Genomic DNA, 15,224 nt, shown 5'->3' on the forward strand with positions numbered 1-15,224 from the left:
GGGCGCCTCGGGGCGGGCTCTGTTCAGTTGGGCAGCGGCGCGAGGCTCTCCACGTAGGCCTCAAGGTCCATACGGCGAATCCGGCGCGTCCGGCCCAACTTGATGTACTTCAGGGCGCCTTCGGCCATCAGCTCGTAGACGGTGGAGCGGCCGATGGCGAGTGCTTCGGCCGCCTCCTCCGGCTTGTAGAGAAGTCGGGCGACGGGAGCAGCGATCGCGGTGCTCATCCGGGATGCCTCCTCAGGCGGTGAAGGGGGAATCCGCTGACAGAATTGACAGAACCTCCCCGGCAGGCCGCTGACCTGCACTTTCGAGGCGTCCGTGATCTTTGACAGAACTGAATTAAAACCTGACAGAACCTCCGGGGCGGGGGTTCTGTCAGCGAGGCTCGGCAGAGGCCCGGGGGGTTCTGTCGAGTTTTAATTCAGTTCTGTCAAAACTGTGATCACGGCCGTATGTCCAGGTCAGCTGCTTGTGTAGGGGGTTCTGTCAGTTCTGTCAGCGGGGTTGGGGTTGTGTCAGGCGGCCCGCGTGATGCGGGGGTGGGTCTCGTAGCGCGGGGACGGTGGCCGGCCGCCCCGTCCGGTGCGCGGCGGCGCGGGGAGTTGTCTGATCCAGCCGTGCTCCTCCAACAGGGCCAGCGCGGGGTCGAGGTCGCTGATGGCTGGGAAGTCGGCCCGGCGCAGCATCCGGAACAGTTCCCGCTTGGTGAACTGCTGGGGGTGGTTGCTCACGAGCTGTGACAGGACGGTCAGGGCCGCATCGTGGGCGGGGTCGGCGCTCATGACGCTGAACACGTCGAGGGCGTGGGCGGTGAAGTAGTTGCCCAGCTCGGTGGCGGCGGCCATGGTGGCCGCTTCAATCGGCTTGTGCCAGCCGTCTTCGGGGTGGGCGGCCAGGTGCAGCAGCCCGGCGATCCGGGCTACGGCTCCGTCCCGTTTGGAAGCCCACTTCACGACCGGCGCGAGCGCTCCGTCCGGCCCGAGCCTCGATTCGGTGACCTTCTGGAAGGCCAGCAGCACCGCGTCGGCTTCCGGAGAGAGCTGGAGGAGGGCGGGGTCCGTCCAGTCGGCCAGTGCGAGGGTGAGTCCGCCCAGGTGTTTCGTGTAGGTGGCGGCCACTTGCTCGTCCAGCAGGTCTGGGGTGAGGTTGCGGCGGCCGACCAGGGAAACGGGCCTGGAGTACAGGAACCGGGCGAGCAGGCCGCGCCCGTCGGCTCCGTCGATGCGGTTGAGTGCGTCGAGGACTTCCGGCTGTACGGCCAGGCCGATGGTGACTGCGGGTGCGTCGATGTGCTGGGCTTCGCGGCCCTGCCGGTTGACGCGGATCATGTCGCCTGCGTGGCCCTTGAGGAACATGCCCATGTTCGGCTTGCCGGTGTAGCGCCCGGCGATGATGTCGAACAGCTCGCCCTCGGCGCTCAAGCAGGCGATACGGCCGCCCTGTTGGTCGAGCAGGGTTCCCACATTCTCCGGCGTCACGTCGTCCGCCACGAGCTGTGGCACAGCGGGCACGGTGATTTCCTCGGCGGCCTGCGCGAGCGAGACGGCTTCGGTGGTGAGCTGGTCGCGCTCCTCCGGGGTGGCGTTCGAGGCCTTGCCCGCTGCCTTATCGGCTGCGGCCTTGGCCAGACGCTGCGTGGTCTCGGCTTCGGCTCGCAGGGGCCCGGAGAGTTCGATGAGGGCTTTCTCTGCGGCCAGCAGGGGCCGCACCATCAGGTCGAACACGGCGGACTTGCGGTTGCCGGGGTCCAGGGCCACAGCGGTGTAGATGTTCACCGGCTCGCGCCAGTGACCCCGTACACACACCTTCACCCTGCCGCCGGCCGCCGTGGCGATGACCGCCAAGGCCAGGCAGCCGGCCAGGTCGGCGGGCGTTTGCGTCTCCTCGGCAACTCCGCGCACCATGCCGGCCAGCCATCCAGGCAGCGCATCCACGGGGAAGGCGGGCAGGGCCGGGCGCTCCTTGAGCGGTACCGGCTCGTCCCACACCGGCCCCGTCATGTCCTCGGCGGCCTCGTTGTCGAATCCGGCCCACAGATCCGTCTCTGGCGCGCTCATGCGACGTTCCTCTTCTCGGCGATGCCCGCGAAGCGGGGGCAGGCGGTCTTGTGGTCGGTGTAGTCGGCGACGAGTTGCAGCACGCCCGACCGGCCCTTGGCGCTGCGGCGGTAGCCACACCGGCACGCAGCAGTGGCGCTGGTGGCAGCCGAAAAGCTGGGCGGGGCGATGATGTGCAGCCCGAAGAACACCCGCTCGGTGCCGGCGGGGCTGTCGGTGTGCGAGTCAAGGCGAACTGCTGAAAGGACGCCTTCGGCGCCGCCCTTCGGCGCACCACTGCCGGACGGGGTGCGGGCCGGTTCGGCGGAGCTGGAGCGGTCCGTGGTGGCGGTGAAGCTCTTAATTGGGGGAGGGCCGGGGCGGGTCATGCGGTCCGCCGACCGGTGTTGTGGGCGATGGACCAGTTCAGGGCGCTGGTAAGCGCCGAGGTGCACTCGCGCTCTCGCAGGCCGGCCGAGATCCCCGCCCAATTAAGAGCCTCTTCAACCCGTGTGCGGTCGAGGTCGCCGGACGCGATCAGCCGCCCCAGAGCCCGCGCAGCCCGTACGAGAGCCGCGTTCCGGCTCCCTTCCGGTGCGTGTTCGACGTTCGCGGTCTCGTTGCGCAGGGCGGCTTCCGCGTACGCCGACCCGCGCCCCGGCTGCGGTACGGGCGCCGGGCGCTGCGGCTTGGGCGAGGCGGTCAGGGCCTGTGCCAGCCACTGAGGCAGGGGTGCGGCGGGCGCGTGGTTGCCCTGGTAGAAGCCGCTGGAGACGACGCTGCCTTCGGCGACGACGTAGCCGCCCCAGGCGCGGGTGTCGATGAGCGGGGCGAGCTTGCCCGCCGTGTTGCCCAGTCGCACACCGGCCGGGGCGGTGAAGTACAGGTGCCATCCGCTGCTCGCGGTCCGGACGGTGTAGGTGGAGGGGACGGGCTGCCCGGCGCGCTCGCAGAGCGCCTGGAAGGTCGCCATGCCGTCAGGCATGTCGCTCGTGCTGTGGTCCTTGGGCATGTCGAGGTCGACGACGACGAGCCCGGAGGGGCCGGTGGCGATCCCGACGTTGTACTCGGCGCCGTGCTCCCAGGCTCGTTCGAGCTGCAGGGGCTTGTCGGTGGCGCGCTGCTCCCACTTGGCGTGGCCGCCGGTGCAGTCACCGGTGCGGGGGCAGTGCTGCTCGCCGTGCAGGGCGGGCTGCTTGGCACCGGGCCGCAACGGGAAGACCTTCCAGCCGCGGTTGGCGGCGGCGAGGGCCGAGCTGTAGAAGGGATTGCCCATACCTTCGACGTAATGCGTCATGCTGGAGACCTCCATTGGTCTGTTGAGGACTGGAGAGCAGGGGCGGCCCGTTCATTGGCGTGAGAGGGGCCGCCCCTGGTGTGTCTAGAAGGGCGGTTCGTCGATGGAGCCGGGGGTGCCGCGGCGGTAGCGGGTGGTGTCGGCCCACTTGGGGAGCCAGATCGTCACCAGGGGCAGGAACGGTGCGCAGAGGCAGTCCACGAAGTTCGGCTCTTCCGGGTCCGATGCGCTGCGGGTCATGACGCAGCCGTCGCCCCCGCAGATGCGGCAGTTGGGGTCCGGGGTGCGGTGCAGGGCGAGCATGGGGCGCGGGCCGATCGGCCGGCCGCCGGCGGGGTGGGAGTACCAGCCGGGGTGGTAGCGCAGGGCGAGGCGGGGGCGTCGCATGAGGTCCTCTCAGCGGTGGTTGATGGTGCCGTTGGCGCGGCCGAACCATCCGGTCGCGGTGATGTGTTGGGTGATGTGGGGCCGTTGCGCGGCGGTGATGCGGGCCCGGACCCGGCCGATGACCACGGCTGCGGCGGTGCCGCCGGCGGCGATGGCGGCGACGGCGGACCACAGGGCGTGGCTCATGGCGATCAGTCCCGGTGCTGCGGTGGAGAGGCCGACGGCAGCCATGCCGATACCGCCGCCCACGGTCGGTGCGAGCAGGGCGGTGGTCTTGGCCCAGGCCGGGATCGGCTGGGCGATCGGCACCACCGGAGCGGCGGGCGCCGACGGGGGGCTGGTGGGGCCGGTGCTGTAGGCGAGGGCGCGTTCGCCGCTGGGGAGGATGACCTCCTGGACGCCGGGCGGGATCTCCTCGGCGCGCATCGCCGGAAGCGCCTGCGTGGCCGGGTGGGGGTGTTCGGTGTGCACGGTTCCTCCTCGGCGGCCGCAGGCCGGTTCAGGTGGCGAGGTGGGTGAGGGCTTCGGCTATGGCCTGGCAGAGGTTGTAGATGGGCTTGTAGGCGCCGGTTCCGGCGACGAAGAACCCGAAGAGGAACAGCACGCTCGCGGTGCCGAGGCTGACGTGCCGGCCGCGGAGCAGGACGACGGCGAGGATGCCGAAGAGGACGACAGCGGAGATGGTCAGGGCCATGAGGCTCCCGTCATGATCGGAGGCGTGAACCCCGGGCCGGTGGTCCGGTCCGGTCCGGGGCTCACGTGGTGACGGTGCGTGCTTGTAGCGGCCTTGTTGTCGCTTGTAGCAACAACAAGGAAAGAGGGGGCTCAGTGCCCCTGAGAGGGGTTGGAGGGGGTGTGCTTGTTGTCGCTACAAGCGACAACAAGCACACATTGGTGACGCTCAGTTGCCGCCCGGCTGGTTCGTGGCGTAGCTGCGGTGGACGTAGTACGCCTGTGTTCCGGTGCCCATCTGGCGGACTTCGGCGGAGGCTGCCCACACGCGCAGCCATCCGGAGATGGTGGTGCGATGGGTGCGGTAGCCGAGGTTCTTCAGGTCGGCTTCCATGCGGGAAGGTCCGGTGCCGTCCGGCCCGGCGTCGAGCAGCAGGCGCATCGCGGCGTCCTGAGCCGACGGCATCGGCGCGGGCGAGGACGCGGCGCGCGGCTCGGCGGCCGGTGCGGCCTCCTCGGGCTGATGCTCGTCGGCCGGCGGCGCCTTCTCCGAAGTGTCCTTCGGCTCCTGGGGCGTCGGGCCGGTGTTGTCGACCACCAGCCGCAGGCCCTTGTCTGCCCCGGCCTCCTTCGCCAGGGACACGGGCGAGGTGCTGTTGGTGGTGCGGTTGGGGAAGAGGCGGGCCCATTCGGGGCTGCCGGGCTTGATCCCTGCGCCCGGCCCGCCCGCAGTGGCCCCCGTCGCCGGGTTGGTGCGGACCGGGCCGGGGGCGCTTGCGGTGGGGACGGGGACGAGGGGTACGTCGGTGTAGGGCCGGGTGACGGGGTGGAGGGTCTCGCCCTCGTAGAGGGCGGGCAGGACGCGGGCCCAACGGGACTCGTAGTAGCGCCCGTAGGGGACGCTGCGGGAGATCTCATCGAGCACCGGGCGCCGTTCGGAGACGGCGGCGGCGATCTGGTCCATACGGTCTGGCTCCAGCACGAATGCCTTGAAGGGGCGGGGCTTGGTGGTGCCGTAGGCGTTGAAGCCGCACCCCGGCCACGGGGCGTCGGCGGGGTCGACCTGCTGGAAGCCGGAGAAGAGGTAGGAGAGTTCTTCGGGGTCGGTGACGTACATGCCCCAGCGCCACTTGGCACGCTTCTTGACTGGCACCGGGATGGAGTCGGAGGTGGCACGCAGGGAGGAGACCTTGATCCGCACCCGCACCGCGCGGCCGGTGTTCATGACGGTCTCGATCTGCTGCTTGATGCCGCCGGGCAGATCGGCGGTCTCGTCGACCACGATGACGATCTCGGGAACATCCACGCGGGCGGGGAGCTTGGTGTCGTTGGCCTTGCGCATGAGCTGCTGGTAGCGGCGCTTTCGGGTCTCGATGATCTGGAGGGCCATGGTGAGCATGGCGCGGGTCTCGTCGAGGGTGTGGGCGCTCCAGTCGATGACCGGTCGGGTGTGAGTGCCGTCGATGGCCCAGGAGTTCAGCCACGGCAGGGACAGGCCTGCGCCGGTGGTGTCGATGTGCCACACCAGAGCGTCCACGGTGCGCAGGAGCTGGGCGTTGATGACGTTGAGGGTGTTGGTCTTGCCCGACCCGGTGTCGCCGATGCCCAGGCCGCAGATGAATGCGAGCGACCCGAGGGCGGGGGTGCCGTCGCGGTGCAGGCCGATGGCGAACTCGTCATCGATGCTGGTCGGCGACAGATCCAGCGGGAACGGAATGTCCTGCTGCATGACGTTGACGGTAGAGACCCGGATGATGGCCGTGCCCTTGCGGCGCCCGCCCGTGACTTCGACGCCGCAGCCTTCGTCCAGGCGCAGGTCGGAGCCGAGGGCATCCTCGAACCGCTTGAGCTGGCCCCAGGTGGCGCCGCCGGGCAGGTCCGTCTCCACGGTGTAGCCCGTGTTCGCCGCCCACGGCTGGATCGCGACGACCTTGCAGCCCTCCAACTTCGCGATCCGGGCCAGGCGGTCCTTCCACTGCGCGCCCCACGCGTCGTGCCGCTCCTGCCGCTCCGCCTGCTCGGCCACCTCGGCGGCCTTGCGGCGGCGCAGCTTCTCCGCGCTCTCGTAACGCCCGACACCGTTCCAGGACAGCCGCCCGGCCACGGCTGCACCAGCGAGTGCGGCCAGGGTGTGCAGGGACCAGGGTGGGCCGCCCGCGGCGGCCCACGAGGACCAGCCGCCGGCCGCCAGCCACAGACCGGCCCGGTAGGCGAGCGTCCCGCCCAGTCGTCCCCGCCGGGCTCCGTCGATCGCGGCCCCGACGGCGCCGCCCGCGGCAACGGCCATGTCCCACACCGGATGCACGCCCGTCGCATATGTCAGCGATGAGGCTGCGAGCGCGGACGTCACAGCCGTGGCGGTGGCGGTGTTGAGCGTGTGCTGGCCGTGCCAGTCCAGGTCAGGCATGTGCTCCTCCGTTCTTGGGTGCGGCCCACATGTGCTCGCCGTTGCGGGGGTTCTCGTTGTGGTCGATCTCCTCGGAGTGCAGCCGCCGGAAGGCAGGCTGCAACTCCATCGCCGCGGAGATGGCCTTGCGCAGGCCGTGGACGACGTCGGCGACCATCTCGGCGATGCACGGATCGACCGGGTAGGTGTCCGCGGACCGCGTGGCCAGCGAGGTGACCGCGTCGGCGAGGTGCTCCAGGCCCACGGGCAGCCCCTCGTACTCGGCGCCCACCGCCATGGCGGCGCTGTCGCCCATGCCTTCAGGTGACCAGGACTGGTAGACGCCGCGGACTTCCTCGGCGGCAGTGGCCAGGACGGACGCGGTCGCCCACAGGGCGCCGTCACCGTCGATGCCGCCGACGTTCCACCAGTGCTCGTTGACCCGCGGATTCTCCAGCCGCATCACGTCGTGCTCATGCACCTGGCGGAAGGTGGGCTCGATGTCGTCCGCGTAGGCGGCGGTGGCCTCCAGGACCTGCGAGACCTGCGCGACGCCCTCGGCCATCGCCGGGTCCATCGGGTAGACGGTCGCGGAGTTCTCCGCCAGCGCCATCACCGCGTCATTCACGAAGCGGATCGCGTCCGGCAGGCCCTTGTACTCGGCCGCCACAGCGGCCATGGCGGGCGGGTCGTAGGCGGCGTAGGCGTTGGCGACCTCCTCCGCACTGGTGGCGAAGACGCTCACGTGCGCTCCCTTCATCGTGGGTTCCTCGGTGACCGGGCCGTTCGTGGCGCCGGGGTCGTCGCAGACGTGCCCGACGTGGTCGGCGTCGGAGGTGATCGGGGTGGCCATGTCGGCCAGTTGCGCGTTCAGGCGGCGGCGGGAGGCGTCGGCGAGCTTGCCGAAGACCTTGCGGGCCACCCGCCCCGGCCACGACATCCCGGTGCCGGTGAAGCGGAACCGCTTGCTGACCGCGGCCGGGATGTTGGCCACGATCCCGACGAACAGGGAGGCGGGCATCACGGCGAGCGCGGCGACCGTGGCGAAGAACGCCGCGGCCGCCAGCCGCAGGTAGTGGCGCAAGCGGGCATAGGCCCGACGCCGCAACCCCTTCGTAGCGCCCCAGGCCCAGGCGAGCTTGGACCTCATCCAGGCCCCGGCCTTCGAGCCCCAGGCCCGCAGCCACGTCCCAGCGGACTCCCGCCACCGGGCAAGCTGCTCCCCGGCGGACGCTGCCAGGCGAGCGGCGCGGCCCTGCGCGGCGGCCACGGTCTCCCGGCCGCTGCCGTGCGACCGGCCCTGACCCGCAGTTCCGGCACCGGCGCCGGACACTCCAGCCGCTGACTTCCCGCGACGGCCACCGCCAAGAGCGCTGCCTGCGCCCGCGGCGCCATGGCGCCTGCCGCCCCACGCGGAGCCCCGACGCGAACCGCGCCCAGCCCCACCGGAGAACGAACCCGGGCGCCCGTCACGGGAGTTCGCACCCGCACCGGATGTCCCGGCGGGGCGCTTGCTGAGGCCGACGGAACCAAGCCCGGCCGCGCCGTGACCAGCCGCGGCCCCCGCACGGCCCCGGCCCGGACCGCCGGACGCTGCGGCCTGGCGCTGCGCACTGCCGCGACCAGCGCCGGAGCCGCTCGAAGGTCCGCCCGCGCCGCTGCGGCCGAACAGACCACCACCGCCGCCACCGTGTCCAGCAGGCCCGCCCGAAGCCGCACCGGAACGTGCCCGACGGCCCGCGGTCCCGCCACGGCCCCCACCGGAGACACCCCCGGCGGCGCTGCCACGGGAGGCTCGTCCGAGGCGTCCGGCGCGTCCGGCGCCGGTCGTGGTCGCTGCTGCCGAGCGGCGCTGAGCGGTGCTGCGCGCGGAGCGGACTGCCGAGACGCTGAGGGCGCCGACACCGACCGCCGCCATCCCACCGGCCACCAGGGCGGCCACTGGGCCCGCGGTGCTCAAGGCCCCGCACACCCCGACCGTGGACAGGTTCACGGCATTGGCCAGCAGCGGCGCCGCCGGGAGACCTCCCTCGGGGGCGTCCTGTTCTTCCTCTTCCTCCGGCTCGTCGTCGTCCGGCGGGTTCGGCTCGTCGTCGGACGGGCCGGGGGCGGGCAGGTTCAGCACCTGTCCATCCGCCTCCTGCTGCGGCAGGAGCTCGGTGTCGTCCGCTGCGGGGGCGGGGGTGGGGGTGATCTCCTCGGCCTGCTCGGCCGTGGTGGTGTTTTCCGGCATGCTGAACGGGCTCCTCTCAAGGAGTCAGAGCGGCGCCCCCGGCCGGGCCCTGGAAAGCAGGCCGGGGGCGCCGTAGGAACGGCCCAGGTCAGGGCAGGTAGTTGTGGTCAGGGTGAGAAGCGGCGATCTCCTGCCACTTGCGGCTCTCCGCCGCACCCGTGCCTTGCAGCCGCACCTGGAAGTCACATCCGGCGGCGGCGCACCGGTGGGTGGTGGCGGGGCTGAGCGCGTCGGCGACGCGGCCCGCCAGCCACATGGTGACCGCGAAGACGGACAAGGCACACGACAGGCTCAGCGAGATGGGAACCCCGTAGTCGGCCAGGCGGACGGCGTAAGTGATACCGGCCGCCGCACCGACGATCACAGAGGCGGACAGGGCGAGATAGCGACGCTGCATGTGTCTCCTCAGACGGAAATTCCGGAGTCATCCGCGCAGATCACGCAGCCAGCCAGGGCGGGCAAGTCGCGCAGATGCCAAGAGAAGTGGGGATGACGTAGCCCGCATCCCGACCGCAGCCGGGGCAGGTGCGACGGGCGGTGTTCGCCTTGGCCAGCGCCGCCCGCTTGGCCGCCGTCATCGGCCGGACCGGCAGAGCCAGTTCGACCCGGTACAGGTAGGCCGCGCGGATGCCGGTGCGGCAGCGGCGCGAGCGCCACAGAATCTGCGCTACGACCGGCTGGCCACCGGGCCGCAGTCCCGCCGCGCGGAGCTGTCGGCGGGTGGCCAAGCCGTCGGGGGCGAGGCGGTAGGGGAAGGTGGGGATGCCGTAGCGGGCCCCGTCGGGGTCCCAGAAGCGCGGGCGGCTCACCGCGCCACGCCTGATCCGACCGGCACCAGCGCCTTGGACGGCGCCCGGGTGGACGCCTCGACGGTGTCCTTGAGGCGTTGGTAGACCTTGTGGACGTAGGAGGTGGAACGGGTGGACTTCTTCGCTGCTTCCGCGATCGTGTCGCCCATCGCCCAGCAGGCGCGGATGACGTTCAGCGCCTCATCGGCGGACAGCTTCACCTCCTGCGGCTCCTCCTCGCCGCCCAAGGTGGACGCCGGGGGAACGGTGAGGGGATACACCGCCCGGTCACCGCAGATGACCAGTGATGCCTTCCACTCCGCCACGGCCGGGCGCTCAGCTTGCGACGGCTCAGGGGCGGGAGCGGACGGTGTGGTGGAGGCCGGGTGGAGGGCTGTGGTGTCCACCCCGGCTTCTGCCGTGTCCACCAGGGCGTGGAGTTCGGCGATTTTGCCGAGGATCGCGCGCCGGTAGAACGTGATCGCCTCGGCGAGAACGATCAGGAGGACCGGGGGGATGGAGTGGAGGACAAGCCCTGCGGGGTCCACGTCGCGGGGGATGCCGAAGGGGGCTCCGTTCGGCCACAGGGAGCTCCAGCAGTTCATGACCCAGGTGCCGATGCCGGCGAACCAGCGCAGCCCTGAGGCCCACCCAGAGGGGTGCACCCCGTACTCGGACAGGCGGCCGTCCACGATCAGCACCGTGCCGAGCGCCACCGCCACCATCGGATCCAGCAGCCAGGCAATCCACGGGTTGATGTGATGCTCGGTGGCGAACAGCGTCACGTTCGTCGCGGTGAACGCCATCGCCACCAACCCAACTGCGACGAGAACCTTCGTCAGCCGCGACTGAAGCTCCAGCAGCGCCGTGACCTGCTGCATCGCAGGCAACGCGTGCATCTTCACGTCACGCCTCCGCCCGTGGTCGCGCGGACGCTGACCGCAGCCAGCAGCCGCACCGGGCTCGCGGGGTCGTCGGGGACAGTGCTGTACTCCAGCCACTCCCACTCAGCCCCCGCCACCTCATACCCCAGGTCGGCGAGCGCCTCGGCGCGCTCGACCGGCGTCGGGACCGGCGTGGTGCGGGCCCAGTTGTGCTCGGGCCAGTCGCTCTCGCCGAAGCGCACGACATACAGCCGCCAGGCCCCAGAGCCGGGGCCGTAGGCCGCCATCTGTGCTGTGAAGGTCTCCCCCATCACGCCACCTCCGGCGCACCAGCGGCGCTGCGGTTGGCCAGCTCCCGACGGGCCGCCAGCACCTTGCGACGCGCCCGGCGCAGCCGCCGCGCGTCCGTCTCCGTGACCGGGCGGTCCAACACGCTGATCTGTACGTCCAGCAGCTCGACCTCGGCCGAGATGAGCGGCATCTCCGCCTCGATCGCCTCCAGCTCCGCGGCCGTCGGGCCGCCGACGGGCGGGTTGGCGGTAACAACAGCCTGAAGTGCAGCGATGGTCTTCATGGGTCGTGATCTCCTTCAACGATGGACGGCCCAAAGGCACCCCCCGGAGCGGCTACTCCGGGGGGTGCAGGCCTTTGCAGGTGGTGGATCAGGGACGGGACAGGACGCGCGCCGCCGTGCCGGCCAGGCAGTCGGCCGCATCGATGGCCGACTCACGCCGAGCCGTCAGAACGACAGCATTCGAGGCGCCGCGCATCTCGTACGCGGCGCGCACCGCGGTGTCCACGTCGGTGCGGAGTTGCGGCAGCAGCGCCGTCAGGGCGATCTGCGGGGCGGTGACGGCGGACCGGGTGACGTGGCTGGCTTCACGGGCGGCAGCCACGTCAGTCGGCGCCGCACCGGACAGCCGCAGCTCCTCGCGCACCCACATCGCGCGGCGATGATCGGCCAGCGCGGTGCTCAGCTCGCACAGGGCCTTCAAGGCCCGGTCCCGCAGAGCCTCACGGCGCTGCGACCGAGCCGCGCAGTACTGCTGGACTCCGACGACACCAGCACCCAGCACGGTGCCGATGACCGCGACAACGGCGGCAGCGATCTCCATCGAACTCCCCCTCTCGGGGCCGGGCTTTCCGGCTCCCCTCAGCCCCGCCCGTACAGCGCAAAGGCGCCGGACGGGCGGAGGAGGCAACCGGCCGCCGCATCAAGTGCGGCGGAACCAGGTAGAAGCGGACCGGATCTCGTGCAGGCGCCGCCGGCCGGTCCATCAGGACGGCGCCTAGGTATGTCGTCGGTTCACACCGACCTCCCACAATCAGCAGGGATACGGCTTCACCGGTGCGCCGTTGCCACGGAGCGTCGGTCCCGAGCCGGGTAATCGGGCGCGTCATCGTCGCTGCTCTGACGCCAGCAGGGCGGCTGCACGGGGTGGCACAGTTAGGGGTGTTCTCCAGAGCCGGTGCAGGTGGCATGTGGTGCCGCCGACGACTTCACCCGGTCGTCTCGGGGGCGATCTGTCTCATCTCGCCACGTGCGTTGGGGCCCCGCTGTACTGCTCCTACCGCTTGCCGAGCGCTAGAAGGAGAACGTCGTCCATCACGGCGGTTTGCCCCCGGGCCCTCGCCCTAGGCACCTACCGCGACCGCCGCTCCCGCGTCAGCCCCGCACGATCACTGTTCAGTTCTCAAGCAAACGATTGCTTCCTTTCGCCCCCTCTCACCGGGGCGTCCGGGCGGTACAGGTCACGCATTTGTGCAGGTCAAGCAATGCGACTTCCGGAGCCCAGTGGTGTGGCGCCCGGCGTCGTGAGATACATGTAATACCTGTATCTCTTGCGCTGTCAAGAACCCGCCCTCAGGAGGGCGTTCTCTTGGCGTGCTTCCAGATTGCTGCCTGAGCGGTAGACGTACGACCGCCCTCATGGACGACTCCGGGACGGCTGGCTAGGGTCGAAGTCGTCCCAAGACGTCCCAACACGGAGGGGGAGAAGGGGAGATGGCGAACGAGCGACTTCGTGGCGCGATCACCGAACGCGGGCTCACCATCGAGACGGTCGCCGAGCGCCTCGGGGTGGCCAGCAAGACAGTCGAACGGTGGATCAATCAGGGCCGCAAGCCCTATCGCCGCTTCCAGTACGCGGTGGCTTCGCTGCTCCGCTACGAGGTGTCCTACCTATGGCCTGACGAGCGCACGATGGCCGAGGTCACGTCAGCTGGCAGCGCAGAGCTGGTGAAGCTGTACCCACACCGTTCAGCGGTTCCCCCGCGTCTTTGGCCACAGCTCTACTCGTCGTCCCGGACGCACTTCGATGTGCTGGTCTACTCCGGGTTCTGGCTGACCGAAGATGCCGAGTTCCTTCGCCTGGTCAAAGAGAAGTCGGCGGACGGCGTACGGGTTCGCTTCATGCTTGGCGACCCGGACAGCCGGGAGGTTGCGACCCGTGGTGCAGACGAGGGAATCGGCACTGCGATGGCCAGCAAGATCCGCAACGCGCTGATGAACTACCGCGGGCTCTTCGGCCTGCCGGGCGTCGAGTTCCGCTTGCACAGCACGACCCTCTACAACTCCATCTACCGTGCTGACAATGAACTGCTCGCGAACGGCCACGTATACGGAGTCGGTGCTTACCTTGCCCCTGTCCTCCACCTACAGCGCGTCCCTGGTGGCGAGCTGTTCGACACATACGCCGAGAGCGTTGACCGCGTGTGGGAATCCGCCCGCGTGATCACCTCACCCACCGACTTCGCGGAGGTTCACGCATGAGCCGCAGGGACTACTTCAACGATCCGGACGCCCCGAAAGCCAACTCGGTGGTGCCTTCGGTTACCGCTGTCGTCCGGGATGAGGACGGGCGACTCCTGCTCATCCACAAGACTGACAACGATCTGTGGGCACTCCCTGGGGGCGGCCATGACGTCGGCGAGTCGATCGCCGAGACTGTCGTACGGGAAGTCGAGGAAGAGACCGGCTTTACGGTCGATGTGGACGGGATCAGCGGCCTCTACACGGACCCGCGCCACGTCATGGCGTACGACGATGGAGAAGTGCGGCAGCAGTTCTCCATCTGCTTCCGTGCGCACCTGACAGGCGGCTCCCTGCGCACCAGCGACGAATCAAAAGAGGTCCGCTGGGTCTCTCCAGCGGACCTCGACCGGCTCGACATCCACCCCTCGATGCGGTTGCGCATTGAGCACGGTCTGGATGCCACACGGACGGTGCCTCATGTCGGCTGACCTGCGCCCGCGGCGGCCATCCGCTGTTCGACCCGGCTTGCGGCAGCGTGAATCTCGGGTGCCGCCCGCTGGATGAAGCGGCCCACGATGGTGTCAGGACCGTAGCGGGCCACGATCTCGTTCAGTCGGTCGGCCGGCGCGGTGTGGCCGCCGTCCGGGGTCGTCGTCATGTCGCAGAAGATCAGGGCGTCTACGAGCTCCGGACGCTCCATCTCGAACTCATTCGCCAGCTCGTCACGCAGTCCCCGCTCTTCCGCCTCAAGCAGTGCGCAGGAGTGGTGGGCCACCAGACGAACCACCCGTTCGTCAACCGACTCCTGCTCACGGAGGAACCGGGCGCCGTCGAGTGGATGGAACCCTGTCGTGGCGATCGACGGCGAGTAGCCGACGTCGTGGAGGACCGCGGCGGCCTCCAGGACGTCGGCGTCGCGGCCGAGGATGGGGCGCAAGGCCGCTGCACGCTTGGCCACCCCGAGGGAATGAGCCCAGCGGCGCGGGAGGGGTTCGGCCAGCATCGATTCCGAGAGGGCAAATGCCTGCTCTGTGAGTCCCATGAGCTCCAGCCTACGAATCGTGTGTGCTTGCCGGGAGGGCACGAACGAACCGCCCCTTCCCGTGCACGGCTTCCAGGAGTCCCCGGCCTTCCAGCGCTGAGAGAGCGCTGCGCAGGGCTGTCCGCGAGACTGCGAATTCCTCGCAGAGCCGGGCCTCGGATGGGAACGCGTCACCGACTGCGAAACCGCGTTCCGCGATCATGTCGGTCATCCTTTGCGTCAAGGGGCGACGCTCGCTGCCGTCGCTGACCACGCGGCCGACTCCCGGCGCGGAGTGGATGAGACCTTCCTGCTCCAAGATCTCCAAGGCGCGTCGTACCGTGGTCCGCGCCACCCCGTGCTCACGCATCAGCGCGGCTTCGGAGGGGAGTCCCGTCTCAGCGAAGCGTCCTTTCCCGATCTCCTTGCGCAGAGCATCTGCGATCAGCAAATACGTCCCGCGCGGACTCGCACCCGGCATCTGGTCCCCTCTCACCCTCTGATGTGCCGCATGGCCAAGCGTCGCACAACGGGTATCAGGGGACCGCTCGGCGGGCAGGTGCTGCGGGCGGCTCCAAGAGCGGTGAGATTGAGCGCTGACAGTCTTCAGTGCAGGACGCCGGCGGGGTTCTCCCGGGATGCCGGGCTGTCGCAGCTTTCGTCTCATGCATCTCCGTACGGTGATCTTGTGGTCGGGACGGTGCCGTACACGAGGGCGCCGCTCGGGCCCGTGGTCTCAGTGATGGTCTCGATTGCCGCATT

The 15,224-nt window shown here is 70.0% G+C and carries 19 protein-coding genes; 2 read left to right on the top strand and 17 right to left on the bottom strand.

What is annotated here, in order from left to right:
- Positions 1 to 23 precede the first annotated feature (23 nt).
- The 15 genes from QT196_RS21965 to QT196_RS22035 all read right to left on the bottom strand — a co-directional run bounded on the left by QT196_RS21965 (position 24) and on the right by QT196_RS22035 (position 11,801).
- Positions 24 to 227 carry a helix-turn-helix domain-containing protein gene (locus QT196_RS21965; protein WP_290355482.1) on the bottom strand — a complete coding sequence of 68 codons (204 nt, stop codon included), beginning with the start codon at positions 225 to 227 and terminating at the stop codon, positions 24 to 26.
- Between the two features lie 291 nt (positions 228 to 518).
- The gene (locus tag QT196_RS21970) at positions 519 to 2,060 is read right to left on the bottom strand and encodes a YfjI family protein (protein WP_290355483.1); all 1,542 of its coding nucleotides are present in this window, start codon (positions 2,058 to 2,060) and stop codon (positions 519 to 521) included.
- Entirely contained in the window at positions 2,057 to 2,428 is a 372-nt protein-coding gene (locus QT196_RS21975) for a hypothetical protein (RefSeq protein ID WP_290355484.1), read from the bottom strand. The genes QT196_RS21970 and QT196_RS21975 overlap by 4 nt, the downstream gene beginning before the upstream one ends.
- On the bottom strand, positions 2,425 to 3,336 hold the full coding sequence (locus tag QT196_RS21980; protein ID WP_290355485.1) for a bifunctional DNA primase/polymerase: 912 nt from the start codon (positions 3,334 to 3,336) through the stop codon (positions 2,425 to 2,427). The genes QT196_RS21975 and QT196_RS21980 overlap by 4 nt, the downstream gene beginning before the upstream one ends.
- A gap of 84 nt (positions 3,337 to 3,420) precedes the next feature.
- On the bottom strand, positions 3,421 to 3,723 hold the full coding sequence (locus tag QT196_RS21985; RefSeq protein WP_290355486.1) for a hypothetical protein: 303 nt from the start codon (positions 3,721 to 3,723) through the stop codon (positions 3,421 to 3,423).
- Between the two features lie 9 nt (positions 3,724 to 3,732).
- Positions 3,733 to 4,149 (bottom strand): hypothetical protein, encoded by a 417-nt coding sequence (locus tag QT196_RS21990; protein ID WP_290356698.1) that lies wholly within the window; start codon positions 4,147 to 4,149, stop codon positions 3,733 to 3,735.
- 73 nt (positions 4,150 to 4,222) lie between these two features.
- Positions 4,223 to 4,417 (bottom strand): hypothetical protein, encoded by a 195-nt coding sequence (locus QT196_RS21995; protein ID WP_085928644.1) that lies wholly within the window; start codon positions 4,415 to 4,417, stop codon positions 4,223 to 4,225.
- Between the two features lie 207 nt (positions 4,418 to 4,624).
- Positions 4,625 to 6,802: a hypothetical protein gene (locus QT196_RS22000; protein ID WP_290355487.1), complete on the bottom strand. Its 2,178-nt coding sequence runs from the start codon at positions 6,800 to 6,802 to the stop codon at positions 4,625 to 4,627.
- A complete protein-coding gene (locus tag QT196_RS22005; RefSeq protein WP_290355488.1) occupies positions 6,795 to 9,014 on the bottom strand; it encodes a hypothetical protein in 2,220 nt (739 codons plus the stop codon). The genes QT196_RS22000 and QT196_RS22005 overlap by 8 nt, the downstream gene beginning before the upstream one ends.
- A gap of 88 nt (positions 9,015 to 9,102) precedes the next feature.
- Positions 9,103 to 9,411 (bottom strand): hypothetical protein, encoded by a 309-nt coding sequence (locus QT196_RS22010; RefSeq protein WP_290355489.1) that lies wholly within the window; start codon positions 9,409 to 9,411, stop codon positions 9,103 to 9,105.
- A 40-nt stretch (positions 9,412 to 9,451) separates the two neighbouring features.
- Positions 9,452 to 9,823: an RRQRL motif-containing zinc-binding protein gene (locus QT196_RS22015; RefSeq protein WP_290355490.1), complete on the bottom strand. Its 372-nt coding sequence runs from the start codon at positions 9,821 to 9,823 to the stop codon at positions 9,452 to 9,454.
- Entirely contained in the window at positions 9,820 to 10,707 is an 888-nt protein-coding gene (locus QT196_RS22020; RefSeq protein WP_290355491.1) for a hypothetical protein, read from the bottom strand. Before QT196_RS22020 ends, QT196_RS22015 begins: the two co-directional genes overlap by 4 nt.
- On the bottom strand, positions 10,704 to 10,997 hold the full coding sequence (locus tag QT196_RS22025) for a DUF6303 family protein (RefSeq protein ID WP_290355492.1): 294 nt from the start codon (positions 10,995 to 10,997) through the stop codon (positions 10,704 to 10,706). Before QT196_RS22025 ends, QT196_RS22020 begins: the two co-directional genes overlap by 4 nt.
- On the bottom strand, positions 10,997 to 11,260 hold the full coding sequence (locus QT196_RS22030; RefSeq protein WP_290355493.1) for a DUF6284 family protein: 264 nt from the start codon (positions 11,258 to 11,260) through the stop codon (positions 10,997 to 10,999). Before QT196_RS22030 ends, QT196_RS22025 begins: the two co-directional genes overlap by 1 nt.
- Before the next feature lie 88 nt (positions 11,261 to 11,348).
- Positions 11,349 to 11,801 carry a protein kilB gene (locus QT196_RS22035; RefSeq protein WP_290355494.1) on the bottom strand — a complete coding sequence of 151 codons (453 nt, stop codon included), beginning with the start codon at positions 11,799 to 11,801 and terminating at the stop codon, positions 11,349 to 11,351.
- 890 nt (positions 11,802 to 12,691) lie between these two features.
- Between QT196_RS22035 and QT196_RS22040 the strand changes: the two genes are divergently transcribed.
- Together QT196_RS22040 and QT196_RS22045 are read left to right on the top strand one after the other, a co-directional pair.
- Positions 12,692 to 13,459 (top strand): helix-turn-helix transcriptional regulator, encoded by a 768-nt coding sequence (locus QT196_RS22040; RefSeq protein ID WP_290355495.1) that lies wholly within the window; start codon positions 12,692 to 12,694, stop codon positions 13,457 to 13,459.
- Complete coding sequence (locus QT196_RS22045) at positions 13,456 to 13,929, top strand: NUDIX domain-containing protein (RefSeq protein ID WP_290355496.1); 474 nt, start codon at positions 13,456 to 13,458, stop codon at positions 13,927 to 13,929. Before QT196_RS22040 ends, QT196_RS22045 begins: the two co-directional genes overlap by 4 nt.
- Here QT196_RS22045 and QT196_RS22050 read toward each other — a convergent pair.
- Positions 13,917 to 14,483 carry an HD domain-containing protein gene (locus QT196_RS22050; protein ID WP_290355497.1) on the bottom strand — a complete coding sequence of 189 codons (567 nt, stop codon included), beginning with the start codon at positions 14,481 to 14,483 and terminating at the stop codon, positions 13,917 to 13,919. The genes QT196_RS22045 and QT196_RS22050 overlap by 13 nt on opposite strands.
- Positions 14,484 to 14,493: 10 nt before the next feature.
- The gene (locus QT196_RS22055; protein ID WP_356948477.1) at positions 14,494 to 15,129 is read right to left on the bottom strand and encodes a GntR family transcriptional regulator; all 636 of its coding nucleotides are present in this window, start codon (positions 15,127 to 15,129) and stop codon (positions 14,494 to 14,496) included.
- Positions 15,130 to 15,224 lie beyond the last annotated feature (95 nt).

It is taken from the genome of Streptomyces sp. P9-2B-2 (assembly GCF_030406865.1).
Lineage (GTDB): Bacteria > Actinomycetota > Actinomycetes > Streptomycetales > Streptomycetaceae > Streptomyces > Streptomyces platensis.